This window comes from Streptomyces sp. NPDC044061 (genome assembly GCF_056434305.1).
Genome location: NZ_JBWKFL010000023.1, coordinates 80,285 through 106,707 on the forward strand (window position 1 = coordinate 80,285; position 26,423 = coordinate 106,707).

The 26,423-nt window shown below is 69.8% G+C and carries 23 protein-coding genes; all 23 read right to left on the reverse strand.

The genetic code is table 11. The features are described from left to right. Positions 1 to 72 precede the first annotated feature (72 nt). Positions 73 to 1,509, reverse strand: coding sequence for a F0F1 ATP synthase subunit beta (gene atpD, locus AC07CM_RS32285; RefSeq protein WP_478880014.1), 1,437 nt, complete (start codon positions 1,507 to 1,509; stop codon positions 73 to 75). Continuing rightward, positions 1,510 to 2,427, reverse strand: coding sequence for a F0F1 ATP synthase subunit gamma (locus AC07CM_RS32290; protein ID WP_478880015.1), 918 nt, complete (start codon positions 2,425 to 2,427; stop codon positions 1,510 to 1,512). It abuts the gene before it with no gap. Between the two features lie 21 nt (positions 2,428 to 2,448). Further along, a complete protein-coding gene (gene atpA, locus AC07CM_RS32295; RefSeq protein ID WP_478880016.1) occupies positions 2,449 to 4,041 on the reverse strand; it encodes a F0F1 ATP synthase subunit alpha in 1,593 nt (530 codons plus the stop codon). Between the two features lie 127 nt (positions 4,042 to 4,168). Further along, a complete protein-coding gene (locus AC07CM_RS32300; RefSeq protein WP_478880057.1) occupies positions 4,169 to 4,984 on the reverse strand; it encodes a F0F1 ATP synthase subunit delta in 816 nt (271 codons plus the stop codon). A gap of 5 nt (positions 4,985 to 4,989) precedes the next feature. Beyond that, positions 4,990 to 5,541, reverse strand: a complete 552-nt coding sequence (locus AC07CM_RS32305) for a F0F1 ATP synthase subunit B (protein ID WP_478880017.1) — start codon at positions 5,539 to 5,541, stop codon at positions 4,990 to 4,992. Positions 5,542 to 5,579: 38 nt separating this feature from the next. Continuing rightward, a complete protein-coding gene (locus AC07CM_RS32310) occupies positions 5,580 to 5,819 on the reverse strand; it encodes an ATP synthase subunit c family protein (protein WP_404023886.1) in 240 nt (79 codons plus the stop codon). Between the two features lie 66 nt (positions 5,820 to 5,885). Continuing rightward, positions 5,886 to 6,656: a F0F1 ATP synthase subunit A gene (gene atpB, locus AC07CM_RS32315; RefSeq protein WP_478880058.1), complete on the reverse strand. Its 771-nt coding sequence runs from the start codon at positions 6,654 to 6,656 to the stop codon at positions 5,886 to 5,888. Positions 6,657 to 6,929: 273 nt separating this feature from the next. Further along, on the reverse strand, positions 6,930 to 7,367 hold the full coding sequence (locus AC07CM_RS32320) for a hypothetical protein (RefSeq protein WP_478880018.1): 438 nt from the start codon (positions 7,365 to 7,367) through the stop codon (positions 6,930 to 6,932). 280 nt (positions 7,368 to 7,647) lie between these two features. Beyond that, complete coding sequence (locus tag AC07CM_RS32325; protein WP_478880019.1) at positions 7,648 to 8,976, reverse strand: MraY family glycosyltransferase; 1,329 nt, start codon at positions 8,974 to 8,976, stop codon at positions 7,648 to 7,650. A 150-nt stretch (positions 8,977 to 9,126) separates the two neighbouring features. Beyond that, positions 9,127 to 10,365, reverse strand: a complete 1,239-nt coding sequence (locus AC07CM_RS32330) for a serine hydroxymethyltransferase (protein ID WP_478880020.1) — start codon at positions 10,363 to 10,365, stop codon at positions 9,127 to 9,129. A gap of 124 nt (positions 10,366 to 10,489) precedes the next feature. Continuing rightward, complete coding sequence (locus AC07CM_RS32335) at positions 10,490 to 11,170, reverse strand: arsenate reductase/protein-tyrosine-phosphatase family protein (protein ID WP_478880021.1); 681 nt, start codon at positions 11,168 to 11,170, stop codon at positions 10,490 to 10,492. Beyond that, a complete protein-coding gene (locus AC07CM_RS32340) occupies positions 11,167 to 11,814 on the reverse strand; it encodes an L-threonylcarbamoyladenylate synthase (RefSeq protein WP_478880022.1) in 648 nt (215 codons plus the stop codon). Before AC07CM_RS32340 ends, AC07CM_RS32335 begins: the two co-directional genes overlap by 4 nt. A gap of 52 nt (positions 11,815 to 11,866) precedes the next feature. Continuing rightward, positions 11,867 to 12,706: a peptide chain release factor N(5)-glutamine methyltransferase gene (gene prmC, locus AC07CM_RS32345; protein WP_478880059.1), complete on the reverse strand. Its 840-nt coding sequence runs from the start codon at positions 12,704 to 12,706 to the stop codon at positions 11,867 to 11,869. A gap of 74 nt (positions 12,707 to 12,780) precedes the next feature. Continuing rightward, on the reverse strand, positions 12,781 to 13,848 hold the full coding sequence (gene prfA / locus AC07CM_RS32350) for a peptide chain release factor 1 (protein WP_478880023.1): 1,068 nt from the start codon (positions 13,846 to 13,848) through the stop codon (positions 12,781 to 12,783). Positions 13,849 to 13,953: 105 nt separating this feature from the next. Then, positions 13,954 to 14,178: a 50S ribosomal protein L31 gene (gene rpmE, locus AC07CM_RS32355; RefSeq protein ID WP_014675000.1), complete on the reverse strand. Its 225-nt coding sequence runs from the start codon at positions 14,176 to 14,178 to the stop codon at positions 13,954 to 13,956. 154 nt (positions 14,179 to 14,332) lie between these two features. Then, positions 14,333 to 15,466, reverse strand: coding sequence for an LCP family protein (locus AC07CM_RS32360; RefSeq protein WP_478880024.1), 1,134 nt, complete (start codon positions 15,464 to 15,466; stop codon positions 14,333 to 14,335). A gap of 196 nt (positions 15,467 to 15,662) precedes the next feature. Further along, positions 15,663 to 17,390: a trypsin-like serine protease gene (locus AC07CM_RS32365; RefSeq protein ID WP_478880060.1), complete on the reverse strand. Its 1,728-nt coding sequence runs from the start codon at positions 17,388 to 17,390 to the stop codon at positions 15,663 to 15,665. Positions 17,391 to 17,616: 226 nt separating this feature from the next. After that, positions 17,617 to 19,602: a transcription termination factor Rho gene (gene rho, locus AC07CM_RS32370; RefSeq protein WP_478880025.1), complete on the reverse strand. Its 1,986-nt coding sequence runs from the start codon at positions 19,600 to 19,602 to the stop codon at positions 17,617 to 17,619. A 402-nt stretch (positions 19,603 to 20,004) separates the two neighbouring features. Then, a complete protein-coding gene (gene thrB, locus AC07CM_RS32375; protein WP_478880026.1) occupies positions 20,005 to 20,922 on the reverse strand; it encodes a homoserine kinase in 918 nt (305 codons plus the stop codon). Between the two features lie 268 nt (positions 20,923 to 21,190). Further along, positions 21,191 to 22,249, reverse strand: coding sequence for a threonine synthase (gene thrC, locus AC07CM_RS32380; protein ID WP_478880027.1), 1,059 nt, complete (start codon positions 22,247 to 22,249; stop codon positions 21,191 to 21,193). Positions 22,250 to 22,255: 6 nt separating this feature from the next. Beyond that, complete coding sequence (locus AC07CM_RS32385) at positions 22,256 to 23,545, reverse strand: homoserine dehydrogenase (protein WP_478880061.1); 1,290 nt, start codon at positions 23,543 to 23,545, stop codon at positions 22,256 to 22,258. A gap of 171 nt (positions 23,546 to 23,716) precedes the next feature. Continuing rightward, on the reverse strand, positions 23,717 to 25,108 hold the full coding sequence (gene lysA / locus AC07CM_RS32390; protein ID WP_478880028.1) for a diaminopimelate decarboxylase: 1,392 nt from the start codon (positions 25,106 to 25,108) through the stop codon (positions 23,717 to 23,719). 54 nt (positions 25,109 to 25,162) lie between these two features. Further along, positions 25,163 to 26,134, reverse strand: a complete 972-nt coding sequence (gene nrtL, locus AC07CM_RS32395) for an ArgS-related anticodon-binding protein NrtL (protein ID WP_478880029.1) — start codon at positions 26,132 to 26,134, stop codon at positions 25,163 to 25,165. Between the last annotated feature and the right edge of the window lie 289 nt (positions 26,135 to 26,423).

Consider the following 26,423-nt stretch of genomic DNA (forward strand, 5'->3'; position numbering starts at 1 on the left):
GTGTTGGGGTCAATTCTAGAGGGCGTGGATGAGGGGGCAGGACGCGCCCGCCCCCTCACACGAGCGCGAGGCTCAGGAGACGCCCAGCTCCTTGGCGTTGGCCTTGAGGTCCTCGATGCCACCGCACATGAAGAACGCCTGCTCGGGGAAGTGGTCGTACTCACCGTCGCAGATCGCGTTGAACGCGGCGATCGACTCGTCGAGCGGCACGTCCGAACCGTCCACGCCGGTGAACTGCTTGGCGACGTGGGTGTTCTGGGACAGGAAGCGCTCCACACGACGGGCACGGTGGACGACGAGCTTGTCCTCCTCGCCCAGCTCGTCGATACCGAGGATCGCGATGATGTCCTGGAGGTCCTTGTACTTCTGCAGGATCGTCTTCACGCGCATGGCCGCGTTGTAGTGATCCGCGGCGATGTAGCGCGGGTCCAGGATCCGGGACGTGGAGTCCAGCGGGTCCACGGCCGGGTAGATGCCCTTCTCGGAGATCGGACGGGAGAGAACCGTCGTCGCGTCGAGGTGGGCGAAGGTGGTGGCCGGGGCCGGGTCGGTCAGGTCGTCCGCGGGGACGTAGATCGCCTGCATCGAGGTGATCGAGTGACCACGGGTCGAGGTGATGCGCTCCTGCAGGAGGCCCATCTCGTCGGCAAGGTTCGGCTGGTAACCCACCGCGGACGGCATACGGCCGAGCAGCGTGGAGACCTCGGAACCGGCCTGCGTGAAGCGGAAGATGTTGTCGATGAAGAACAGCACGTCCTGCTTCTGGACGTCACGGAAGTACTCGGCCATGGTGAGGCCGGCCAGCGCGACGCGCAGACGGGTGCCCGGGGGCTCGTCCATCTGACCGAAGACCAGCGCGGTCTTGTCGATGACGCCGGAGTCCGACATCTCCTCGATCAGGTCGTTGCCCTCACGTGTGCGCTCACCGACACCGGCGAACACGGAGACACCGTCGTGGTTGTTGGCGACACGGTAGATCATCTCCTGGATGAGCACCGTCTTGCCGACGCCGGCACCGCCGAACAGGCCGATCTTGCCGCCCTTGACGTACGGGGTGAGCAGGTCGATGACCTTGACGCCGGTCTCGAACATCTCGGTCTTCGACTCGAGCTCGTCGAAGTTCGGGGCCTTGCGGTGGATGCCCCAGCGCTCGCCCTCGTACTGCTCGTCGACATTCAGCACCTCACCGAGGGTGTTGAACACCTTGCCCTTGGTGAAGTCACCGACGGGCACCGTGATGGAGTTGCCGGTGTCGACGACCGAGGCCTGGCGGACCAGACCGTCGGTGGGCTGCATGGAGATCGTGCGGACCAGGCCGTCACCCAGGTGCTGGGCGACCTCCAGGGTCAGCGTCTTCTTCTCGCCGGCGTTGGCCGGGTCGGCCACCTCGACGTGAAGCGCGTTGTAGATCTCCGGCATCGCGTCGACGGGGAACTCCACGTCGACGACCGGGCCGATGACCCGGGCGACGCGGCCCGTAGCCGTCGCGGTCTCAACAGTGGTGGTCATTTATCGGTCACTCCCCGCGGTCGCGTCGGCCAGGGCGCTGGCGCCACCGACGATCTCGCTGATTTCCTGGGTGATTTCGGCCTGGCGGGCCGCGTTGGCAAGACGGGAGAGCGTGTTGATCAGCTCGCCCGCGTTGTCGGTGGCCGACTTCATCGCGCGCCGCGTGGCGGCGTGCTTCGAAGCGGCCGACTGGAGCAGCGCGTTGTAGATGCGGCTCTCCACGTAGCGCGGCAGCAGGGCGTCGAGGACGTCCTCCGCCGAGGGCTCGAAGTCGTACAGCGGGAGGATCTCGCCCTTGGGCGAGGCCTCCTCGGCGACCTCTTCGAGGCGCAGCGGAAGCAGCCGTGCGTCGAGCGCCGTCTGCGTCATCATCGAGACGAACTCGGTGAAGACGATGTGGAGCTCGTCCACACCACCCTCGGCCGTGTCCTTCTCGATCGCTTCGATCAGCGGCGCCGCCACCTTCTTGGCGTCCGCGTACGACGGCTCGTCGGTGAAGCCCGTGAACGACTCCGCGATCTTGCGCTCACGGAAGTTGTAGTGGGCGACACCGCGCCGGCCGACGATGTACGTGTCGACCTGCTTGCCCTCGCGCTCCAGGCGCTCGGTCAGCTGCTCCGCCGCCTTGATGGCGTTGGAGTTGAAGGCGCCGGCCAGACCGCGGTCGCTCGTGAGGAGCAGGACCGCGGCACGAGCCGGGTTCTCCGTCTCCGTGGTGAGCGGGTGCTTGGTGTTCGAACCCGTACCGACCGCCGTGACCGCGCGCGTCAGCTCGGTCGCGTACGGCGTGGAGGCCGCCACCTTGCGCTGCGCCTTGACGACGCGCGAGGCGGCGATCATTTCCATCGCCTTGGTGATCTTCTTGGTCGCGGTGACGGATCGGATGCGACGCTTGTAGACCCGGAGCTGGGCTCCCATGAGTCAGGTCCCTTCCTTACGTCACTTGGCGGCAGCGGCCGGAGTGTCCTCGCCGAGCAGCTTGCCGTCCGAGGTCTCGAACTGCTTCTTGAACTCCGCCACCGCGTCGTCGATCGCCTGGATCGTGTCGTTCGACATCTTGGCGCCCTCGCGGATGGAGGTGAGCAGACCCGCCTCCTTGCGGTGCAGGTAGTCCAGCAGCTCGCGCTCGAAGCGGCGGATGTCGGCGACCGGGACGTCGTCCATACGGCCGTTGGTGCCGGCCCAGACGGAGACGACCTGGTCCTCGGTGGCCATCGGCTGGTACTGGTCCTGCTTCAGCAGCTCGACCATGCGCGAACCGCGCTCCAGCTGCGACTTCGAGGCCGCGTCCAGGTCGGAACCGAAGGCGGCGAACGCCTCCAGCTCACGGAACTGGGCGAGGTCGACACGGAGGCGGCCGGAGACCTGGCGCATCGCCTTGTGCTGCGCGGAACCACCGACTCGGGAGACGGAGATACCGACGTTCAGCGCGGGACGCTGACCGGCGTTGAACAGGTCCGACTCCAGGAAGCACTGGCCGTCGGTGATGGAGATGACGTTGGTCGGGATGAACGCCGAGACGTCGTTGGCCTTGGTCTCGACGATCGGCAGACCGGTCATCGAACCGGCACCCATGTCGTCGGAGAGCTTGGCGCAGCGCTCCAGCAGACGGGAGTGCAGGTAGAAGACGTCACCCGGGTAGGCCTCACGGCCCGGCGGGCGGCGCAGCAGCAGCGACACGGCGCGGTAGGCGTCGGCCTGCTTCGACAGGTCGTCGAAGATGATCAGGACGTGCTTGCCCTCGTACATCCACTGCTGGCCGATGGCCGAACCGGTGTACGGCGCCAGGTACTTGAAGCCGGCCGGGTCGGACGCCGGGGCGGCGACGATGGTGGTGTACTCCAGGGCGCCGTTCTCCTCCAGCGCGCGGCGCACGCCGGCGATGGTGGAGCCCTTCTGGCCGATGGCGACGTAGATGCAGCGGACCTGCTTCTTCGGGTCGCCCGAGCGCCAGTTGTCGCGCTGGTTGATGATCGTGTCCACGGCCAGCGCGGTCTTGCCGGTCTGGCGGTCACCGATGATCAGCTGACGCTGACCACGGCCGATCGGGGTCATCGCGTCGACGGCCTTGTAGCCCGTCTCCATCGGCTCGTGCACCGACTTGCGCTGCATGACCGTGGGGGCCTGCAGCTCGAGGGCACGGCGGCCGGACGTCTCGATCTCGCCGAGGCCGTCGATCGGGTTGCCGAGCGGGTCGACGACGCGGCCGAGGTAGCCCTCGCCGACCGCGACGGAGAGGACCTCACCGGTACGGGTGACCGGCTGACCCTCCTCGATGCCGCTGAACTCGCCGAGGACGATGGCACCGATCTCGCGCTCCTCGAGGTTGAGGGCGAGGCCGAGGGTGCCGTCCTCGAACTTCAGCAGTTCGTTGGCCATGGCCGAGGGGAGGCCCTCGACCTTCGCGATGCCGTCGCCGGCAAGGGTGACCGTACCGACCTCCTCGCGCGAGGCCGCGTCCGGCTTGTACGACTGGACGAAGTTCTCCAGCGCGTCCCGGATCTCCTCCGGCCGGATCGTGAGCTCCGCCATCTGGGTTCCCTGCTCTCCTTGTTGGGCCCGAAGTTTCACTTTGGGGGGATGGGGACTCCCCCCATCAGGAGGTGAATCCTCTGCACGGCCCAACCAGGGCCGTCATCAGTACGTACTTCTTGAGTTGCTAGCTCGCCATGCGGCGGGCGGCGTCGTCCAGCCGGTCCGCGAGGGAGCCGTTGATGACCTCGTCACCGACCTGCACCCGGATACCGCCGATCACCTCGGGGTCCACGTCCAGGTTGAGGTGCATCCGGCGGCCGTAGAGCTTCGCCAGGGCATCGCCCAGGCGTCGCTTCTGCGGGTCGCTCAGCGGCACCGCGGAGGTGACGGTCGCCACCAGACGGTCCCGGCGCTCGGCGGCGAGCTTGGACAGGGACTCCAGTCCCGCTTCCAGGCTACGTCCACGCGGCGCGGTGACGAGGCGGGCCACCAGACGCTCGGTGGCGGGCTTGGCCCGGCCGCCGAGGAGCCGGTGCAGCAGCTCGACCTTGGCCGAGGTGCTCGCGGCGCGGTCGGTCAGCGCGGCACGCAGCTCGGTGTTGGAGGACACGATCCGGCCGAACCGGAACAGCTCGTCCTCGACGTCGTCGAGCGTGCCCGTCTTCTCCGCGGCGGTGAGGTCGGCGATGTCCGCCAGTTCCTCGAGCGCGTCGACCAGGTCGCGGGGCTGCGACCAGCGGGCGCGGGCCAGGCCGGACACCAGGTCGGCGGCCGTGCCGCTCACCTGGCCGCCGATCAGGCGCTGGACCAGCTCCGCCTTGGCCTCTCCGGGCTGCGCCGGGTCGGTGAGGACCCGGCGCAGGCCGGCCTCGCGGTCGAGCAGCGCGGTGACGGCCGCCAGCTCCTCGGCGAGCACGGCGGCGTCCACGGACGTGGAGTCCGTCAGCGCGTCGAGACGCTCACGTCCGGCTGCCAGGGCCTCGCGGCTCGCTCCGTGCATACCCGTCATCGGGTCGCCTCGGCCTTCTCCTCGAGCTCGTCGAGGAAGCGGTCGATCACACGGCTCTGGCGGGCGTGGTCCTCGAGGGACTCGCCGACGAGCTTGCCGGCCAGTTCGGTGGCGAGCTTGCCGACGTCCTGACGCAGAGCGGACGCGGCGGCCTTGCGGTCGGCGTCGATCTGGGAGTGACCGGCGGTGACGATCTCCTCGCGCTGCCGCTGGCCCTCGGCACGCATCTCGGCGATGAGCGCGGCACCCTGCTCCTGCGCCTCCTGGCGCAGGCGCGCGGCCTCGTGCCGGGCTTCGGCGAGCTGAGCCTTGTACTGCTCAAGGACGCTCTGGGCCTCGACCTTCATGGCGTCGGCCTCTTCGATACCGCCTTCGATCGCCGCGCGGCGCTCCTCCAGAACCTTGTTGATGTTCGGAAGCAGCTTCTTCCAGAAGAAGAAGAACACGATGGCGAAGGCGATGGTGCCGACGAGCAGCTCGGGGCCGGCCGGGATGAGCGGGTTCTGCTCGGTCTCCTCGGCCGCCAGCTGTGCCAGGTTGGCGATCACATCAGTGCCTTTCGTCGATACGTGTCGGTACGGAGGTCTTACTTGGCACCGAACACGAACGGCATGACGATGCCGATGAGGGCGAGCGCCTCACAGAAGGCGAAGCCCAGGATCTGGTTGGCGCGGATCAGACCGGCCGCCTCGGGCTGACGGGCGAGGGCCTGGGTGCCGTTGCCGAAGATGATGCCGACGCCGATGCCGGGGCCGATGGCCGAGAGGCCGTAACCGACAGAACCGATGGAACCGGAGACAGCGGCGAGGGTCTCAGTGGCAGCCATGCTGAATCTTCCTTCTCTTTACGGACCGGTGGGGGTTGGCCACCGGACGACCGGGGGGGGTGGGGCTCAGTGGTGCTCGGCGAGAGCGCCCTGAACGTACGAGCAGGCCAGGAGGACGAAGACGTACGCCTGGACGGCCTGGACGAAAAGCTCGAAGCAGATCATGGCCATGGTCATCACGAAGGAGACACCGGCGGCCGGGATCATCCAGCTGTTCAGCAGGTACCAGGAGGCGACGGTGAACATCACCAGCATCAGGTGACCGGCGAACATGTTGGCGAAGAGTCGCACCGCGTGCGTGAACGGGCGGACCAGCAGGTTCGAGAAGAACTCGATGACCATGACCAGCGGCAGCACCGCACCGAGCGACCTGTCGTAGCCCGTGACGTTCTTGAAGAAGCCGACGAAGCCGTGGCGCTTGAAGGTCAGGCCGACCCACAGGACCCAGACCAGCAGGGCCAGCACGAGCGGGTAGGAGAAGACCGACGCGACCGGGAACTGCGCCAGCGGGATCACGGACCAGATGTTCATGATCCAGATGAAGAAGAAGAGGGAGACCATGAGCGGTACCCACTTCTCGCCCTCGCGCTTGCCGAGGGTCTCGTAGACGATGCCGCGGCGCACGAAGTCGTAGCCGGCCTCGCCGACCATCTGCAGCTTGCCCGGGACCACCCTGGCCCTGCCGAACGCGGCCCAGAAGAACGCGACGACGACCACGGAGGCGACGAGCGCGAGCAGCATCACCTTGTTGAACTCGAAGCCGCCGACCGTGGCCATCGGCTTGAAGAGGAAGGAGTGCAGGCCCGGAGCCGGGAAGCCACACCCGTTGTCGGACATGATCCGACAACTCCAGTCAAAGGCGAGCTGGGTCTGGTCAGCACTCACCGCGGGCTCCTTCGGCGTGACGCATGGGTACGGCAACCTCGTTGTGTCGGCGCGGCACACGGCCGCGGAGCGGCACCGGACTGGTGTTACGGATGTGGGGGCGGCTTAGGGGCATCGAGCCTCGCGATTGAGCAGGCGTCAGCTCAGATGCCCGCGCCCGCGATGCCGCAGTTGGCACCGGACGATAGCAGGAGATCTCACAAGCCTTTATCCCGCCCCTACCCCTCACGACGACGGCCCCGTCTTCTCGTGCTTCTCACTCTTCGCGGAGTCCGGGTCGACGTAGAAGATCTTGGCCTTCATGTGGGCGCGCGCCTGCGCGGCCATCCACACGACGGTCGTGACGACCAGCGACAAGGCGAATGCCTTCGGATTGAAGAGAGAGGTGCCCTTGAAGACGGCGACGAAGATGAAGAGCAGGAGCAGCTGAGCCATGTACAGCATCAGCCCCATGGCCTGGAACAGCTGCGGGAGCGTTTTTGCCGTCCGCTGCAGCACGTAGAGGCCGATTCCCATGAACAGGATGGCCAGCGCAGTGCCGACGGCCGCTCCGAGCGCACCCTTGCCTCCGGCGACCGCGGCGCTCACGGCGACGGCGATCACGCCGGCGGCCGCTGAGGGCACAGCGATCTGCAGAAGATTCCGGGCGTCATTGGACGGCATGGCGGCAACTCCGCTTTCACAGGGGGCAGGGTGTCGTCATGGACGAGCGTAGTCCCGGGCCGAGTGATCGAGACCTCACACCAATGGACCGTCGCACTACGGTCCTTCGGTTCCATCCCGGGTTCTCGTGAACCGTATCACAAACTATTTGATGAGGTCTTTACCTGGTAGGTGTGCTTGCTGTCACACATGAGAGTGACAGCGCGCGTCTGTGCAAAAACCGCGCCCACTTGTCTGATATTGGGGGAGTTTGCTCCCCCACGAGATGGCAATGCTCTAGTCAGATTCTTACCTTGCGGCCCTTACCGATACGCGAACGGGGACCGATGGCGGTCGCCCCGTTGACACCCGTCGTACCGGCCGTGACAGGGGCCCGCTCCTCGGTCTCGGGAGTCTGCTCCACCGCGGACTCCGCGAGGGCGGGCGCCTCCGCGGCCTGTCCGCGCCGCCGGTAGCGCGGCGGCACGAACCGCTCCGCCCACCTCGGGGCGCGCGGGGTGAAGCGCGGGAGCAGCAGCAGGACCAGGCCCACCGCGCTCAGGAAGACCACGCCCAGCACGATCCACATCGACGCGGAGTTCACCGAGTAGGCGAGCGCACCGAAACCGATCAGAGCCGACCAGAAGTACATGATCAGCACGGCCCGGCTGTGCGAGTGGCCGATCTCCAGCAGACGGTGGTGCAGATGGCCGCGGTCGGCGGCGAACGGCGACTGTCCGCGCCAGGTGCGGCGCACGATCGCCAGGACCAGGTCCGCGGCCGGCACGGCGATGATCGTCAGCGGCAGCAGCAGCGGGATGTACACGGGCACCGTCTGGTGGACCGCCGCTTTCTCCGAACCCGTGAACAGCGCGAGGGCGTCCGGGTCCACCTGGCCCGTGATGGAGATGGCGCCCGCGGCCAGCACCAGGCCGATCAGCATCGAGCCCGAGTCGCCCATGAAGATCCGCGCGGGATGCATGTTGTGGGGCAGGAAGCCCAGGCACATGCCCATCAGGATCGACGCGAAGAGGGTCGCGGGGGCCGCGGCCTCGATGCCGTACGAGTACCAGATCCGGTACGAGTACAGGAAGAACGCGGCCGCCGCGATGCAGACCATGCCCGCCGCCAGGCCGTCCAGGCCGTCCACGAAGTTCACCGCGTTGATCGTGATGACGACCAGGGCCACCGTCAGGAGCGTGCCCTGCCACTGGGTCAGCGCCACGTTCCCGACGCCCGGGATCGGCAGCCACAGGATGGTCAGACCCTGCATGACCATCACGCCCGCGGCGATCATCTGACCGCCCAGCTTGATCAGGGCGTCGATCTCGAACTTGTCGTCCAGGACGCCGATCAGCCAGATCAGGGCGGCCCCGGAGAGCAGCGCCCGCGGCTCGTTGGACTTGGCGAAGACCTCGTTGAGGTTGGTGAGGTGGTCCGCGACCAGCAGGCCCGCGCACAGGCCGAAGAACATGGCGATACCGCCGAGGCGCGGAGTGGGCTCCCGGTGCACGTCACGTGCCCGGATCTCCGGCATGGCTCCGGCCACGATCGCGAACTTGCGTACCGGCCCTGTCAGCAGATACGTCACCGCGGCCGTGATACAGAGCGTCAGCAGGTATTCACGCACGGGCTTCCCCACAGGTCTCGCTGGCCATCACAGCCTCACACCCTAGCGATGGACGCATATGGATGAGGACTTCCGGGTGGCGACGATGGTTGCACGTGTGGCTGTGCACACAGGTCACACCGGGGTGTACGGCAGTGCGTCTACCCCCGCTCAGCCGGGATACGGCGGAAATCTGCCGGCCAGCTCGCGCACCTCGTCGCGCGTCCCGACCGGATCCCTGTCGCCGCGCAGGACGGCGGCCATCAGTGCGGCGATCCGGACCATCTCCGGCTCCCCCATGCCCTGGGTGGTCACCGCGGCCGTACCCAGGCGCAGCCCGCGCCCGTCGCCGTGCGGCAGCGCGCAGCAGTCCAGGACGATCCCGGCGGCGGCGAGCCGGCCGCGCGCGCCGCGCCCGTCGACGCCGAGCGGGGCCGGGTCGGCGGTGATCAGGTGGGTGTCCGTGCCGCCGGTGGTGACGGCGAGCCCCTCGGCGGCCAGGTGACCGGCGAGCACCCTCGCATTGGTGACCACCTGGTGGGCGTACGCCGCGAACGCCGGTGTCGCCGCCTCGCCGAACGCGACGGCCTTGGCCGCGATGGTGTGCATCTGCGCACCGCCCTGGGTGAACGGGAACACCGCCCGGTCGACCCGCTCGGCCAGCTCGCTCCCGCACAGGATCATCCCGCCGCGCGGCCCGCGCAGCACCTTGTGGGTGGTGGCGCACACGATGTCCGCGTACGGCACCGGGCTGGGTGCCGCTCCCCCGGCGACCAGGCCGATCGGGTGCGCGGCGTCGGCGATGAGGTACGCGCCCACCTCGTCGGCGACCTCGCGGAAGAAGGCGTAGTCGAGGTGGCGGGGGTAGGCGATCGAACCGCACACGACGGCCTTGGGCCGGTGGTTGCGCGCCAGGTGGCGCACCTGGTCGTGGTCGACGAGCCCGGTCTCGGCGTCGACGCCGTACCCGACGAAGTCGAACCAGCGGCCGGAGAAGTTCGCGGGCGAACCGTGGGTCAGATGGCCGCCGTAGGGCAGCCCGAGGGCGAGCACGGTGTCGCCGGGACGCAGCAGGGCGGCGTAGGCGGCCAGGACGGCGGAAGAGCCCGAGTGGGGCTGGACATTGGCGTGTTCGGCGCCGAAGAGTGCCTTGGCCCGGTCGGCCGCGAGGCGTTCGGCGACGTCGACCAGTTCGCAGCCGCCGTGGTACCGGTTCCCGGGATAGCCCTCGGCGTACTTGTTGGCGAGCGGCGAGCCGAGGGCGGCGAGCACGGCCGGCGAGGTGAAGTTCTCGGCGGCGATCAGCTGAAGCGTCGTCGACTGCCGCTCCAGTTCCGCCCGCAGGATCTCGGCCAGCTCCGGGTCCTGCCGCCGCAGGACATCGGTCTCGAGGACGGGTGTGACCGACATGACGGGCTCCGGGCGGTCGACGGTGACGTAGGTCCAATGTAGGCCCGGGGTGGGTGGGACGCGCGGTCGTTTCGTCCGTTTCGGGTCGGCGTCGGTACGGGCCGTACGGCCGTGCCGGGACCCCTCACATCCGGGCCGGCAGACCGGTCAGCGCGGTGACGACCGGATCCAGCGCGTCCCGTATCTCGTCCCCGATGGACCGGAAGAAGGTCAGGGGCGCGCCGTAGGGGTCGTACACCTCGTCGGCCTCGGCGGTCGGGGCCAGCAGCCAGCCGCGCAGGGCCGCGGCCGCGCGGACGAGGGCGCGGGCGCGCACGACCACGCCGTCCTCCAGGGGCGGCAGCGTGGTCGGGTCTATGGCGCGGACCAGCCGGGTGAACTCCTTGAGCGTGAAGGTGCGCAGGCCCGCCGAGTGGCCCATGGAGATGACCTGGGCGCGGTGGTCGCGGGTGGCCGTCAGGACGAGGTCGGCCATGATGACGTGCTCGTCCAGCAGTTCGCGGCCCACGAAGCCGGAGGTGTCCGCGCCGAACTCGGCCAGCACGGCCTCCGCGTTGGCCTCCATGGGCGCGCCCTCGTGGCCCCAGGTGCCGGCGCTCTCCACGATCAGCCCGCCGCCGAGCACGCCGAGCCGCTCCGCCACGAAATGACGGGTCAGCCGCTCGGTGATGGGTGAGCGGCACACGTTGCCGGTACTGACGTGGAGGATGCGGAAGGTGTCGCGCGGAAGCCCGACGAAGGTGGTCGTGATCTCCGCTGCGCGTTCCCCGTTGCCTATGCCACGCCCCGCCTCAGGGGCCGTCAATTCGCCACCTCGAGGTCGGGTACGACCTTCCGCAGCTCGTCCGGGGAGATCGCGCCCTCGCGCAGCAGCACCGGAACCCGGCCGGAGACGTCCACGATGGACGACGGCACGTTGCCGGGGGTGGGGCCGCCGTCGAGGTAGACGGAGACGGAGTCGGCGAGCATCTCCTGGGCGGCGTCGCAGTTCTCCGGCGCCGGGTGGCCGGTCAGGTTCGCGGACGACACGGCCATGGGGCCGACCTCGGTCAGCAGTTCGATGGCGACCGGGTGCAGCGGCATGCGCACGGCGACCGTGCCGCGGGTGTCGCCGAGGTCCCACTGCAGGGACGGCTGGTGCTTGGCGACCAGCGTCAGGGCGCCCGGCCAGAACGCGTCGACCAGTTCCCAGGCCAGCTCGGAGAAGTCCGTGACGAGGCCGTGCAGCGTGTTCGGGGAGCCGATGAGCACGGGCGTGGGCATGTTGCGGCCCCGGCCCTTGGCGGCGAGCAGGTCGGCGACCGCCTCCGAGGAGAACGCGTCGGCGCCGATGCCGTACACCGTGTCGGTCGGCAGGACCACCAGCTCGCCCCGGCGGACGGCGGACGCGGCCTCACGCAGACCCGTCACACGGTCGGTCGCGTCGTTGGTGTCGTATCGCCGTGCCATGTCTAGCTGGCCTCCTCGTACACGTGCTGCGGGCTGGAAGTCGTCGGGATGCTCACGGCAGCGCCTTGCGGGCGGTCGCGAAGCGGGGGCGGTTGTTGAGGTCGGGGTGGTCGGCCGCGTCGGCCCAGCCCCGCTCCTCGGTGAAGATCCACGGCACCTGGCCGCCCTGGGTGTCGGCGTGCTCGATGACGACGACGCCGCCGGGGCGCAGCAGCCGGTGCGCGGTGCGCTCGATGCCGCGGATGAGGTCGAGGCCGTCCTCGCCGGAGAACAGCGCCAGCTCCGGGTCGTAGTCGCGGGCCTCCGGGGCGACGTACTCCCACTCGGTGAGCGGGATGTACGGCGGGTTGGAGATGACCAGGTCGACCTGTCCGTCGAGGTCCGGGAAGGCGGTCAGGGCGTCGCCCTGACGCAGGTCGACCCTGGAGCCCGCCACGTTCTTGCGGGTCCACACCAGGGCGTCCTCGGACAGCTCCACGGCGTGCACACGCGAGCGCGGGACCTCCTGGGCGAGGGCGAGCGCGATGGCGCCGGAGCCGGTGCACAGGTCGACGATGCAGGGCCCGACGACGTCCATGGCGCGTACGGCGTCTATGGCCCAGCCGACCACGGACTCGGTCTCCGGCCGGGGCACGAAGACGCCCGGGCCCACCTGGAGCTCCAGGTACCGGAAGTAGGCCCGCCCGGTGATGTGCTGCAGGGGCTCGCGCTGCTCGCGGCGGGCGATGACCTCCCAGTAGCGGGCGTCGAAGTCGGAGTCCTTCACGGTGTGCAGCGCGCCCCGCTTCACCCCGTGCACGAACGCGGCGAGCTCCTCCGCGTCGGTGCGCGGAGAGGGCACGCCGGCGTCGGCCAGCCGCTGGGTGGCCTGGGCCACCTCGGCGAGCAGCAGGCTTCGGGGGTTCGGGGTGCGTCCCCCGGGTGATGGCTGCACGCAAGTCCTCCGTGGTAACTCGTACGTGCCTCTTACGCGGCGGCCAGCTTCGCCGCCGAGTCGGCGTCGACGCAGGCCTGGATCACCGCGGCGAGGTCGCCGTCCAGGACCTGGTCCAGGTTGTAGGCCTTGAAGCCGACCCGGTGGTCGGAGATGCGGTTCTCCGGGAAGTTGTAGGTGCGGATCTTCTCGGAGCGGTCGACGGTGCGGACCTGGCTGCGGCGGGCGTCCGCGGCCTCCCGCTCGGCCTCCTCCTGCGCCATGGCGAGCAGCCTGGAGCGCAGGATACGCAGTGCCTGCTCCTTGTTCTGCAGCTGGCTCTTCTCGTTCTGGCAGGAGGCGACGACTCCGGTCGGGATGTGCGTGATGCGCACGGCGGAGTCGGTGGTGTTCACCGACTGGCCGCCCGGACCGGAGGAGCGGTAGACGTCGATGCGGAGGTCGTTCGGGTTGACCTCGACGTCGACCTCCTCCGCCTCGGGCGTGACGAGGACACCGGCCGCCGAGGTGTGGATACGGCCCTGGGACTCGGTGGCCGGCACACGCTGAACGCGGTGCACGCCGCCCTCGTACTTCAGGCGGGCCCACACGCCCTGCCCCGGCTCGAGCTGGCCGCGGGCCTTGACCGCCACCTGGACGTCCTTGTAGCCGCCCAGCTCGGACTCGGTGGCGTCGATGATCTCGGTCTTCCAGCCGACGCGCTCGGCGTAGCGCAGGTACATGCGCAGCAGGTCACCGGCGAACAGCGCGGACTCGTCGCCGCCGGCGCCGGCCTTGATCTCCAGAATGACGTCCTTGTCGTCACTCGGGTCGCGCGGGACGAGCAGGAGGCGCAGCTTCTCGGTCAGCTCCTCGCGCTGCTTCTCGAGCTCCTTGACCTCGGCCGCGAAGTCGGGGTCGTCCGCGGCGAACTCGCGCGCGGTCTCGATGTCGTCGCCGGTCTGCTTCCAGGAGCGGTACGTGGCGACGATCGGGGTGAGCTCGGCGTAGCGCTTGTTCAGCTTGCGCGCGTTCGCCTGGTCGGCGTGGACCGACGGATCGGCGAGCTTCTTCTCCAGGTCGGCGTGCTCGGCGACGAGTTCCTCGACGGCCTCGAACATCTTTCGGCTCCTGTACTGCGGGTGAACGGCTGGCGGGCGACCAAAAACGCCGGTCCCGGGCACACCCCGCTGGGGCGCGACCGTGGACCGGCGAAATGGGGCTCGCTACTTCTTGGAGCCGGCGGCAGCCTTGCCGAAGCGGGCCTCGAAGCGGGCCACACGGCCACCGGTGTCGAGGATCTTCTGCTTGCCCGTGTAGAACGGGTGGCACTCGGAGCAGACCTCGGCCCGGATGGTGCCGGACTCGATGGTGCTACGGGTGGTGAACGACGCGCCACAGGTGCAGCTGACCTGCGTCTCGACGTACGCGGGGTGGATGTCGCGCTTCAAGGTGTCTCCTAGGTTCCGGGAGGGCGCCGGGTCGCCGTCGCGGGATGCGAAGGCGTGAACCGGAGCCGACGTACCAGTCTGCCAGGACTGGGGCCATCCACCCAAACCGGGGGTGCGGGTGTTCTATTCCGGGCGGTGATCGGGCGGTCGCCCCTCAGCCGCTCACCACGCCCCTGGCCTCACCGGTGGCCGTTCCGGCCGTCGCCTCCCCGGGGATCGGACGGTCGTTCCTCAGGGCGTTCCAGACCAGCTGGGCCTTGCTCTTCTGCAGCAGGACCCGGTTGGGGTCGGCGGGGTCGTACCGCACCGGCATCGTGACCATCTTCATGTGGGACGAACTGATCCCCTTCAGACCGGTGGCGAAGTCGGCCAGGGAGTTCACCGAGCCGAGGTCGGAGTCGGCGGTGACGGCCTTGGTGGCGGTGTCGGCGAGGTCGTACAGCTTCTTGGGGTTGCTGAAGACGCCGACGTGCTTGACCTGGTTCATCAGGGCCTTGACGAAGGCCTGCTGGAGCTGGATGCGGCCCAGGTCGGAGCCGTCGCCGACGCCGTGCCGGGTGCGGACCAGGCCGAGGGCCTGCTCCCCGTCCAGGTTGTGGGTGCCGGCCTTGAGGTCCAGGTGGCTCTGCGGGTCGTCGATGGCCTTGGTCGTGGTGACCGGGACCCCGCCGAGGTCGTCGACGAGCTTCTGGAAGCCGGCGAAGTCGACCTCGAGGTAGTGGTCCATGCGGATGCCGGTGATGGACTCGACCGTCTTCACGGCACAGGCGGCGCCGCCGGTGGAGTAGGCGGAGTTGAACATCACGCCGGACGCTGCCGGATGCGTGGTGCCGCCCGTGTCGGTGCAGGTGGGGCGGTCGATGAGGGTGTCACGCGGGACGGAGACCACGCTCGCCCGCTTGTGGCCCTTGTACACGTGGACGATCATCGCCGTGTCGGAGCGGGCGTTGCCGTCGTCGGTGCCGCCGCCGAGCTTCTTGTTGGAGCCGGAGCGGGAGTCCGAGCCGAGGACCAGGATGTTCTGGGAGCCGTTGTCGACCTTCCGCGGCCGGTCGGCGCCGAGGGCCTGGTTGATGTCGACGCTCTTCAGATTGCCGTTGAGCTTGAAGTAGACGTACCCGAAGCCGGTGCCGGCCAGCACGACCACGCCCGCGGCCGTCCAGGCCGTGACAAGCAGGGCCTTGCGGCTCGTGCTGCGGGTCTTGCGGCGGCGGCCCTTGCCTCGGCGGCGGGGACCGGTCTCGGCCGGCTCCGGTATGCCGGGCTCCGGCGTGCTCTCGGCGGACACGTCACTCCTAGGTCTCGTACGGTCGGTTACCCCCTGCTTTCAGGGTCAGGCGCGGTCGTCACCGCTCCATCGTCGCCCCGCCGGGTCGGACGGGGAACTCGGGACAGACTTGCACAACGCAGAGTGCCCACCGCGTGCGGCGGTGGGCACTGTGCGTGACCGTCTCGTCCAGGGTGAGCGGTGCTCACCTGCGGTTTCAGCCCCAGATGTCGTACGCCTGGAAGCCGGTACCGGCCGAGACCCTTGTGGCAAAGATCTCGCTTGTGGCCTTTCCGGTGCCCTTGTACAGGTAAAGGGTGCCGCCGGGGGTGCGGGCCAGGAAGTCGGCCTTGCCGTCGCCGCTCACGTCGCCGACCGCGTCGAAGGCGTTGTAGCCGGTCCAGCCGCTGCGCACCTTGATCCGCGCGGAGAAGGCGCCGGTACCGGACTTGCCGGTGCCCTTGTAGAGGTACAGGTCGTCGCTGCCGGACTTGCGGGCGAGCAGGTCGGCCTTGCCGTCACCGGTGAAGTCGCCGTGGCCGCGCACGCTGTTGTACTGGTTCCAGCCGGTGCCGACCGAGACGCGCGAGCCGAAGGTGCCGTTGCCCTTGCCCGGGTAGATCCACAGCGTGCCGCCGGAGTCGACGGACAGGACGTCGGGCAGGTAGTCGCCGGTGACGTCGCCCGGCGCGATGATCCGGGTCCGGGTCTTCCAGCCGGTGAAGAGCTTCGTCGTGGTCCAGGTGCCCTGGGTGCGCGAGCTGTTGAGCACGACGTGGTCCCAGTACACGTCACCGGTGGAGCTGACCCGGTAGATCAGGTCCTGGTAGCCGTCCCGGTTGAGGTCGTCCTGCAGGACCAGGTTCACACCGCTGAAGTCGCCCCAGGAGATCCGGGAGCCGAACGAGGTGCCCTTGGAGTCCTTCTCGTAGCCGGTCTTCGTGGAGGAGGCCCGCACGAAGAGGTCGGCCTTGCCGTCGGTGTAGCTCAGGTTGCTGTCGTCGATCTGCGGGTAGACCGCGCCGACGTACGCGGAGACCTTGCTGAAGACGCTGTAGGCGCCCTTCGTCACGCAGTTCTCGACGCCCCAGGAGACGACACCGGCGATACGGCCGCCCACCACGAGCGGGCCGCCCGAGTCGCCGTTGCAGGCGGAGGTGGTACCGGAGTCGCTGCCGGTGGCGGGCTTGCCCGCGCACACCATGTGGCCCTTGACGAAGTCGTGCGGGTAGTAGCCGGCGCAGGTGGTGTCCGACTGGATCGGCAGCGTGGCCGTCTTCAGCGTCTGGGAGATGTCCTGGCTGGTGGAGCTGGTACGGCCCCAGCCGTACACCTTGGCGCTGGTGCCGGCGGCGTAGGAGGCGGTGTCGCCCGAGGTGACCATGCGGATCGGCGTGGCCTTGACCGGGACGGCCAGGGTGAGCACGGCGATGTCGTTGTTGATGGCGGCCGGGTCGTAGGACGGGTTCTTCCACTGGCGCAGGACGCCCGTGGCCTGGCCACCGTGCAGGTCGGTGTTGCCCGAGGTGTCGGTGGTGGGCAGCTGGTCGGTGCCGGTGACGACGGCACCGTTGGCCTTCCAGTCGTAGGACTTGTTGTGCTCCTCGTCCCAGACGCAGTGCGCGGCGGTGAGGATCTTCGTCGGCGAGACGACCGAGCCGCCGCAGAAGAAGCCGATGTCGTCGCTGGTGGTGCTGGTGCCCTTGTCGTCGTAGTACCAGAGCTGGGCCATCCAGGGCGCCGCGGACACGGTCGTCTCGCTGCCGCCGATGATCTTCGGCGATACCGCGGAGGGGCTGCTGCCGGTCTTCTCCGACGCGTCGCTCGGGTCGGTGGCGGCGGCGCCCGCGATGCGCTGCTGCAGGGTGGCCTGGGAGGGCTGGCCGACCGCGGGCACGGTGGTCGGCTTCGGCAGCGCGGTGGCCGCGCCGGCCGACGACGTCATGACCGCGGCGGCGACCGCGGCGGCGACACCGGCGGCGGCAAGGGGCAGGGCGAGACGTATTCGACGTCTGTGCCGCCCGGGCTGGGGCGTGGGCAAGGAAGTTCCCCCCGGGAGAGGTGAGCTGGGAGGGACGCGTGGTGCGTCCCATACCTCTCAGCGCCAAAGGGCCGCCCCCCGTCACTTGGTGACGGGGGGCGGCCCCTGCTTCTTGCCGAGTCCTTACCGACTAGTCGCCGTTGCCCGGCGTCGGCGTCGTCTTCTGAATCTGCATCAGGAACTCGGCGTTCGACTTCGTCTGCTTCATCTTGTCGAGGAGCAGTTCGACCGCCTGCTGCTGGTCGAGGGCGTGCAGCACCCGGCGCAGCTTCCAGACGATGGCGAGTTCGTCGCTGGCGAGCAGGATCTCTTCCTTACGGGTGCCGGACGCGTCGACGTCCACCGCCGGGAAGATGCGCTTGTCGGCGAGCTTCCGGTCGAGCTTGAGCTCGGCGTTGCCGGTTCCCTTGAACTCCTCGAAGATCACCTCGTCCATGCGGGACCCGGTGTCCACCAGGGCGGTGGCGAGGATGGTCAGCGAGCCGCCGTCCTCGATGTTGCGGGCCGCACCGAAGAACCGCTTCGGCGGGTACAGGGCGGTCGAGTCGACACCACCGGACAGGATGCGGCCGGAGGCCGGCGCCGCCAGGTTGTACGCACGGCCCAGACGCGTGATCGAGTCGAGCAGCACGACGACGTCGTGGCCCAGCTCCACCAGGCGCTTGGCGCGCTCGATGGCCAGCTCGGCGACCGTGGTGTGGTCCTCGGCCGGGCGGTCGAAGGTCGAGGAGATGACCTCGCCCTTGACCGACCGCTGCATGTCGGTGACCTCTTCCGGACGCTCGTCGACGAGGACGACCATCAGGTGGCACTCGGGGTTGTTGTGGGTGATCGCGTTGGCGATCGCCTGCATGATCATGGTCTTGCCGGTCTTCGGCGGGGCCACGATCAGACCGCGCTGGCCCTTACCGATCGGCGACACGAGGTCGATGATGCGGGTGGTCAGCACGCCCGGGTCGGTCTCCAGGCGGAGCCGGTCCTGCGGGTAGAGCGGGGTCAGCTTGTTGAACTCCGGGCGGCCACGGCCGTGTTCGGGCGCCATGCCGTTGACGGAGTCGAGGCGGACCAGCGCGTTGAACTTCTCGCGGCGCTCGCCCTCCTTCGGCTGACGGACCGCACCGGTGATGTGGTCGCCCTTGCGCAGACCGTTCTTGCGGACCTGGGCGAGGGAGACGTACACGTCGTTCGGGCCGGGCAGGTAGCCGGAGGTCCGGATGAACGCGTAGTTGTCCAGGATGTCCAGGATGCCCGCGACGGGGATCAGGACGTCGTCCTCGGCCAGCTGCGGCTCGGCGATGTCGTCGCGGCCACGGCGGCCACGGCGGTCGCGGTAGCGGCCGCGACGGCCCCGGCGGCCGCCCTCGAAGTCGTCGTCGTCCTGCTGGCGGTCCTGTCGGCCGCCGCCCTGCTGCTGGCCCTGCTGCTGCCGCTGGCCGCCCTGGCCGCCCTGGCCGCCCTGCTGGTCGTCGCCCTTGCCGCGGCGGTCACGGTCGCGGTCGCGGTCACGGTCACGCCCGCGCTCACGGCGGTCGCGGCGGCCACGGCCCTCGCCGTCACCGGCGTCGCCCTTGGCCTCGCCCTGCTGCGCGGGCGCCTCGGCCTTGGTCTCGGTCTTCGCCTCCGCGGCGACGGTCTCGGCACCGGTCGCGGTCGGGCTGCCCGCCTCGGCGGTGGCCCGCCGGCGACGGCGCTCGGTCGGGACATCGTCGCTGGCCGGCTGGCCGGGGATCTCGATCTGCTGCTGGGCCACGGCCTTCTCGGCGGGGGCCTCGCTCTTGGCCTCGGCCTTCTTCTCCGCGTCCTCGCCCGTACGGGCCTTCGAGGTGGTCCGGCGCTTGGGCTTGGTCTCGGTGGCGGCCTCGGCCTTGGGGGCGGCGCCCCCGGCGGCCTGGGCCTCCTTGATGACCTCGATCAGCTGGCTCTTGCGCATGCGCGCGGTGCCCCTGATGCCGAGGCCCGAGGCGACCTGCTGCAGCTCGGCCAGCACCATGCCCTCGAGGCCGGTACCGCGGCGCCGCCGGGAGCCGGCACCGGTGGCAGGCGCGGAGGCGTCCGTGGCGGGCGCGGCAGCGGTCTCCTCGACACGTGCGCCCATCAGATCGGTGGTGTCGCTCACGAAGGGTCCTTCCCTGGAGCGGACGTCGGCCTGTCTGGCTCGGCGACCGGTTGTGCTGTCCGGCTACGGTCCTGTCTCTGAACCGTGCCGGGGCGGTGGTCCGCCAACGCGGCGGAAGAGAATTTGCTGGTGATGGCGCTTCCGCGAGTCGTGGCACCCAGTGTCACGTGGCGTGGTAGCACCGATTCCGGAGCGTGCCCGGTGTCCCGCTCAGTGCCCGCATACGACGTACTGCCCAGGTACGGCGCACGGAACACGGAGTGGTGTGGGAGGCTCCCGGAAGAATGTCTGTCCCGGACGGGGACACGAAGCACCTCGCCATGGTGGGGTCGGGTGCAGACTTGAGGTTAACACTACCGGATCCAACAAACATTCCCCCTCTCCAAATCCGGCAACCGTGTGTCAGGTCGCAAGCGGCAGCACGCTCGCTCCCTGGACGTCCAGGCTCAGCCGGTTGGCGGCCCAGTCGGTGCCGGCCAGGGCCTCCACCTTGTCGGCGGTGCCCACGTCTGCCAGGGCCATGACGGTGGGCCCGGCGCCCGAGATGACGGCCGGGATCCCGTCGGCCCGCAGCCGCTCCACCAGCGCCGCGCTCTCCGGCATGGCCGGCGCGCGGTACTCCTGGTGGAGACGGTCCTCGGTGGCGGGCAGCAGCAGCTCGGGGCGCCGGGTGAGGGCCTCGACGAGCAGGGCGGCACGGCCCGCGTTGGCGGCGGCGTCGACATGCGGCACGGTGCGCGGGAGCAGGCCACGCGCGGTCTCGGTCAGTACCGGCTTTCCGGGCACGAAAACCACCGGAACGATGGAATCGTTGGGCTCCATCCTGATCGCCCGGGCGGCGCCGGCCTCCATCCAGGACAGGGTGAAACCGCCGAGCAGACAGGCCGCCACGTTGTCCGGATGACCCTCGATCTCGGTGGCCAGCTCCAGCAGCGCGGCGTCGTCCAGGCGGGCCTCGCCGCCTATGGTCACCGCGCGGGCGGCGACGATGCCGGCGCAGATGGCGGCGGAGGAGGAGCCCAGACCACGGCCGTGCGGAATGCGGTTGGCGCAGACGATCTCCAGGCCGCGGGGCTGCCCGCCCAGCAGATCGAAGGCGGTGCGCAGGGAGCGGACGAGGAGGTGGCTTTCGTCACGCGGCAGGGTCTCACCGCCCTCGCCCGCGATGTCGATGTGCAGCCCGGAGTCGGCCACCCGGACGACGACGTCGTCGTACAGCCCCAGCGCGAGGCCCAGGGCGTCGAAGCCCGGACCGAGGTTGGCGCTGGTGGCGGGAACGCGCACCCGGACGGCGGCGGCGCGGAAGGCTGGACCGGCCATCGCTGGAAGACTCTCCTTGAGCTGCGTGACTGTCGATGACATCCGAGGGACTCGAATGTCATCCGACCGATTCGATGGACATTCGACGACGTACGAAGACCCGTCGGGTCGCGGAGACGACGCGGCCCGTGCCCACACGCGGGGGCATATGCGGTAGGCGGGTTCAGTACAGCGTATCGAAGGAAGGTTCTGTGGCGACATAGGGCGCACAGGAGGCGCACGATGCGTGTCGTAGGCCCCCCGTGCACCCTGCCACGGTTCGCCCTGCTCAGGCCAGGCCGAGGCGCTCGGCCGCGGTGGCCGCGTCGACCGGCACGGTGACCGGCTGCGGGGCGCCGGCGACGGCCCAGTCGGGGTCCTTCAGACCGTTGCCGGTGACGGTGCACACGATGCGCTGGCCCGGGTCGACCCTGCCCTGCTCGGCGGCCTTGAGCAGACCGGCCACGGAGGCGGCGGAGGCGGGCTCCACGAAGACGCCCTCCTGCGCGGCCAACAGACGGTAGGCGCGCAGGATCTCACGGTCCGTCACCTCGTCGATGGCACCGCCGGACTCGTCCCGCGCGGCGAGCGCGTACTGCCAGGAGGCGGGGTTGCCGATGCGGATCGCGGTGGCGATGGTCGACGGGTCCTTGACGACCTCGCCGCGCACGATCGGGGCACTGCCGGAGGCCTGGAAGCCCCACATCCGAGGCGTCCTGGTGGCGATGCCGTCGGCGGCGTACTCCTTGTAGCCCTTCCAGTAGGCCGTGATGTTGCCCGCGTTGCCCACCGGCAGGACGTGGATGTCGGGCGCGTCGCCCAGCATGTCCACGATCTCGAAGGCCGCGGTCTTCTGACCCTCGATACGCACCGGGTTGACCGAATTGACCAGCGCCACCGGGTAGTTGTCGGACAGCTCCCGGGCGAGGGTGAGGCAGTCGTCGAAGTTGCCGTCGACCTGGAGGATCTTCGCGCCGTGCACGAGGGCCTGGCCCATCTTGCCGAGGGCGATCTTGCCCTGCGGCACGAGCACGGCGGAGACCATGCCCGCGCGGACGGCGTAGGCGGCCGCCGAGGCGGAGGTGTTGCCGGTGGAGGCGCAGATCACGGCCTTCGCACCCTCCTCCTTGGCCTTGGAGATGGCCATGGTCATGCCGCGGTCCTTGAAGGACCCGGTGGGGTTGGCTCCCTCCACCTTGAGGTGGACCTCACAGCCCGTGCGCTCGGAGAGCACCTGCGCGGGCACGAGGGGCGTGCCGCCCTCGCGGAGCGTCACGACCGGCGTGGTGTCGGATACCGGCAGCCTGTCCCGGTACTCCTCGATGATTCCGCGCCACTGGTGGGTCATTGCTGGTTACTCTCCTTCAACCCGCATGATGCTGGCGACACCCCGCACGGTGTCGAGCTTGCGCAGCGCCTCGACGGTCCCGGACAGGGAGGCGTCGGACGCGCGATGGGTGACGACGACGAGGGAGGCCTCGCCGTCCTTGCCCTGCTGCCGAACGGTATCGATCGACACCCCGTGCTCGGCGAAGACGGTCGCGACCTGGGCGAGTACACCCGGTTTGTCCGCGACGTCGAGGCTGATGTGGTAGCGGGTGACGACCTCGCCCATGGGCGAGACCGGCAGGGCGGCATACGCCGACTCACCGGGCCCCGTTGCGCCGTTGAGCCGGTTGCGGCAGACGGCGACCAGGTCGCCGAGCACGGCGGAGGCGGTCGGGGAACCGCCGGCGCCGGGGCCGTAGAACATGAGCTGCCCGGCCGCGTCGGACTCCACGAAGACGGCGTTGTACGCGCCGCGCACGGAGGCGAGCGGGTGGCTCAGCGGGATCATGGCGGGATGCACGCGGGCGGTCACCGACCCGCCGTCCGCGGCCCGCTCGCAGATGGCGAGCAACTTGATGGTGCAGCCCATCTCCGTGGCCGAGCGGAAGTCCGACGCGGTGACCTCGGTCATGCCCTCGCGGTAGACGTCGTCCAGGCGGACCCGCGTGTGGAAGGCGATGCCGGCCAGGATGGCGGCCTTGGCGGCGGCGTCGAAGCCCTCGACGTCGGCGGTGGGGTCGGCCTCCGCGTACCCGAGCGCGGTGGCCTCGTCCAGGGCCTCCTGGTACCCGGCACCCGTGGAGTCCATCTTGTCGAGGATGAAGTTGGTGGTGCCGTTGACGATGCCGAGCACCCGGTTGACCTTGTCGCCGGCGAGGGACTCGCGCAGCGGCCGGATCAGCGGGATGGCGCCGGCGACGGCGGCCTCGTAGTAGAGGTCCCGGCCGTGCTCCTCGGCGACGGCGTGCAGGGCGGCGCCGTCCTGGGCGAGCAGCGCCTTGTTGGCGGAGACCACGGACGCCCCGTGCTCGAAGGCGGCGGTGATGAGGGTCCGGGCGGGCTCGATGCCACCGATGACCTCGACCACGACGTCGATGTCCCCGCGTTTGACGAGCGCGGTGGCGTCGGTGGTGACGAGCGCGGGGTCGATGCCCTCGCGGACCTTGGAGGGCCGCCGGACCGCGACGCCCGCGAGCTCGACGGGGGCCCCGATCCTGGCGGCGAGGTCGTCGGCGTGCGTCGTCATGATGCGCGCCACCTCTGAGCCGACCACTCCACAGCCCAGCAGCGCCACCTTCAGCGGACGCGTACGCATCATCCGACCTCGTTTCCTCTTACCGTCTACGGTTCGACCAGTCTCACTCACCGGACGGGAGTTTCTACCCTTCGTCCGGATCGTGAGACATCTATTTCATTCTGGCGGGACGGGTGGACCGAAGATCTTCCGGCCCGGTTTCCCGCTGTTCAGCGGCGGTGCGCCGGCCCCTCACCCGACGTCGAGGCGCAGGAGGTCCTCCTCCGTCTCGCGCCGCACGATCACCCGGGCCTCGCCGTCCTTCACGGCGACCACCGGCGGCCGGAGCACATGGTTGTAGTTGCTGGCCATGGAGCGGCAGTAGGCGCCGGTGGCGGGCACGGCCAGGAGGTCGCCCGGTGCCAGGTCCGCGGGCAGGAACGCGTCCTTCACCACGATGTCCCCGCTCTCGCAGTGCTTGCCGACGACACGGGCGAGCATCGGCTCGGCGTCGCTCGTCCGGGAGACGAGAGCGACGCTGTACTCGGCGTCGTACAGCGCGGTGCGGATGTTGTCCGACATGCCGCCGTCGACGGAGACGTACGTCCGCAGCCCGTCCAGCGGCTTGACGGTGCCGACCTCGTAGAGCGTGAAGGCCGTGGGCCCGACGATGGCGCGCCCGGGCTCGACGGAGATACGGGGCGTACGCAGCCGGGCGGACTCGCACTCACGCGTGACGATCTCGGTCAGCGCCTTGGCGATCTCGTGCGGCTCACGGGGATCGTCGTCACTCGTGTACGCGATCCCGAGCCCGCCGCCGAGGTCGATCTCGGGCAGCTCGACGCCGTGCTCGTCCCGGATGTCCTTCAGCAGCCCGACCACGCGATGGGCGGCGACCTCGAAACCGGACATGTCGAAGATCTGCGAGCCGATGTGGCTGTGGATGCCGATGAGTTCGAGCCCTTCGAGCTGGAGGGCGCGCCGCACGGCTTCCGCCGCCTGCCCGCCGGCCAGCGGGATCCCGAACTTCTGGTCCTCGTGGGCGGTGGCGATGAACTCGTGCGTGTGGGCCTCCACGCCCACGGTGATCCGGATCTGGACCTTCTGCCGCTTGCCGAGGGACTGCGCGATGTGGGCGACGCGCACGATCTCCTGGAACGAGTCGAGGACGATCCGCCCGACGCCGGCCTCCACGGCCCGGGTGATCTCCGCGACCGACTTGTTGTTGCCGTGGAAGGCGATCCGCTCGCCGGGCATGCCGGCGGACAGCGCGGTGGCCAGTTCCCCGCCGGAGCAGACGTCCAGGTTGAGCCCCTCTTCCTCGAGCCAGCGCACGACGGCACGGGACAGGAAGGCCTTGCCGGCGTAGAACACGTCGGCGTCGGCACCGAAGGCGGTCCGCCAGGCCCGCGCCCGGGCCCGGAAGTCGGCCTCGTCAAGGATGTAGGCGGGCGTACCGAACTCCTCGGCGAGCCGGGTCGCCGGAATCCCGCCCACGGTGAGGACGCCGTCCTCGTTCCGGCTGACGGTCTCGGCCCACACCTTGGGGTCGAGGGCGTTGAGGTCGGTGGGCGGGGCGGAGTAGTGCCCCTCGGGAAGGACGTCGGCGTGACGGGGCCCGGCGGGATGGGCGGAACGGCTCATGACGTGACTCTCAGACTCTCTGTCTCTCTCCGGGGCCCATGTCTTCTTCGGCCCTCAGAGGTGTTCGGGTGCGTCGATGCCGAGCAGGGACAGGCCACCGGCCAGCACCGTCCCGGCGGCTTCGGCGAGGGCGAGCCGGGCACGGTGGGCGGCCGAGGGTTTCTCCTCGCCGCGCGGAAGCACGGTCGGCACGAAGGGCAGGACGGCATCGGCGACGGTGACGAGATGCCGGGCAAGCCGGTCCGGGGCGCGATGGGTGGCGGCCGCGGTCAGGACACGGGGGTGATCGGCGAGGGAGGTGAGGAGGGCGCGGTCCGCCACGGGTCCGGGCTCGGCGGCGAACCCGAGACGGCCGGCGCCCCGCGCGACGGACCGGATGCGGGCGTGCGCGTAACGCACCCGGAACAGCGGATTGCTCTCCCGCTGCACCAGGTGGTCGGCGGTGATCCGGGGCCGGTCGTGCGGCGCGGGATGCAGCAGCGCCCACTGGGCGGCGTCGGCCCCGAGCGGCGCGGGATCCTCCGGAGCGGGAACGGGCCGCAGGTTCACGGGCTCGCCGTGCTCGACCTCGCACCGGCCGCCCTGGGTCGCGACGATCCGTACGACGGCGTCGGCGACGACCTCGGCCCGCGCCTCGAACGGCACGCGCAGCACGACGACCTGCCCGGCGAGCGCGTCACCGTGCCCGTACGCCGCCCCGCGCTCCCGGATCTCGCGCACGAGCGCGACGGCGGGGTCGGCCTGCGCGCCGAGGCTGATGTTGAGGAACCCGGGCCCGGTGACGACGACGTCCTCTATCCCGTCCGCCTCGACGAGATGGGCCCGCAGAATCCCGGCCACCCGCTGCGGAGTCTGCCCGGCGGGCCGGGCGAGCTGCAGAGCGACGTTCGTGGCGTAGTCCCCACACCCCCCGGGCCCCGGCTCGGTCACCACAACCCGCTCCGGCACGCTCACCAGCAGCTCCCCCCGCTCGACAGCACGACGCACCGCGAACAACACGGTGCGGGACAGCTCGACGGGGGTCACGGGACAAGCGTAGGGGAGGTGGGGGGTGGGTGTGCGAGGTGGTTTTGGGGGGTGAGATGGGGGGCTTTTTTGGGGGGCGGGACGGGGAGCTGTTTTTGGCGGCGAGATGGGAGCTTTTGGGGAGGGGGGCTTGTGGGGAGGGGGGCTTGTGGCGGGCGGCGCTCTGCGGTGAGCGGCAGCCGACGATCTGCCGAAGGGAACGCTGCATGGCCGAGTGCCGGCTGTGTACCGAAGGGGAGGCAGCTTGCCGAAGGAGAAGGTTCGGGGGGCGAGGGAGAAGGTTCGGGGG

Bases quoted from the DNA above. Each gene is read 5' to 3' on its own strand.
- atpB (WP_478880058.1), bottom strand. From the start codon at position 6,656: ATGTCCGACAACGGGTGTGGCTTCCCGGCTCCGGGCCTGCACTCCTTC.
- AC07CM_RS32320 (WP_478880018.1), bottom strand. From the start codon at position 7,367: ATGCCGTCCAATGACGCCCGGAATCTTCTGCAGATCGCTGTGCCCTCA.
- AC07CM_RS32330 (WP_478880020.1), bottom strand. From the start codon at position 10,365: ATGTCGGTCACACCCGTCCTCGAGACCGATGTCCTGCGGCGGCAGGAC.
- AC07CM_RS32310 (WP_404023886.1), bottom strand. From the start codon at position 5,819: ATGGCTGCCACTGAGACCCTCGCCGCTGTCTCCGGTTCCATCGGTTCT.
- AC07CM_RS32290 (WP_478880015.1), bottom strand. From the start codon at position 2,427: ATGGGAGCCCAGCTCCGGGTCTACAAGCGTCGCATCCGATCCGTCACC.
- thrC (WP_478880027.1), bottom strand. From the start codon at position 22,249: ATGACCCACCAGTGGCGCGGAATCATCGAGGAGTACCGGGACAGGCTG.
- atpD (WP_478880014.1), bottom strand. From the start codon at position 1,509: ATGACCACCACTGTTGAGACCGCGACGGCTACGGGCCGCGTCGCCCGG.
- atpA (WP_478880016.1), bottom strand. From the start codon at position 4,041: ATGGCGGAGCTCACGATCCGGCCGGAGGAGATCCGGGACGCGCTGGAG.
- AC07CM_RS32300 (WP_478880057.1), bottom strand. From the start codon at position 4,984: ATGCACGGAGCGAGCCGCGAGGCCCTGGCAGCCGGACGTGAGCGTCTC.
- thrB (WP_478880026.1), bottom strand. From the start codon at position 20,922: ATGGCCGGTCCAGCCTTCCGCGCCGCCGCCGTCCGGGTGCGCGTTCCC.
- AC07CM_RS32385 (WP_478880061.1), bottom strand. From the start codon at position 23,545: ATGCGTACGCGTCCGCTGAAGGTGGCGCTGCTGGGCTGTGGAGTGGTC.
- lysA (WP_478880028.1), bottom strand. From the start codon at position 25,108: ATGAGCCGTTCCGCCCATCCCGCCGGGCCCCGTCACGCCGACGTCCTT.
- prfA (WP_478880023.1), bottom strand. From the start codon at position 13,848: ATGTTCGAGGCCGTCGAGGAACTCGTCGCCGAGCACGCCGACCTGGAG.
- AC07CM_RS32340 (WP_478880022.1), bottom strand. From the start codon at position 11,814: ATGGCACGGCGATACGACACCAACGACGCGACCGACCGTGTGACGGGT.
- AC07CM_RS32365 (WP_478880060.1), bottom strand. From the start codon at position 17,390: ATGACGTCGTCGGCCGGCGCGGCCACCGCGCTGCCGAAGCCGACCACC.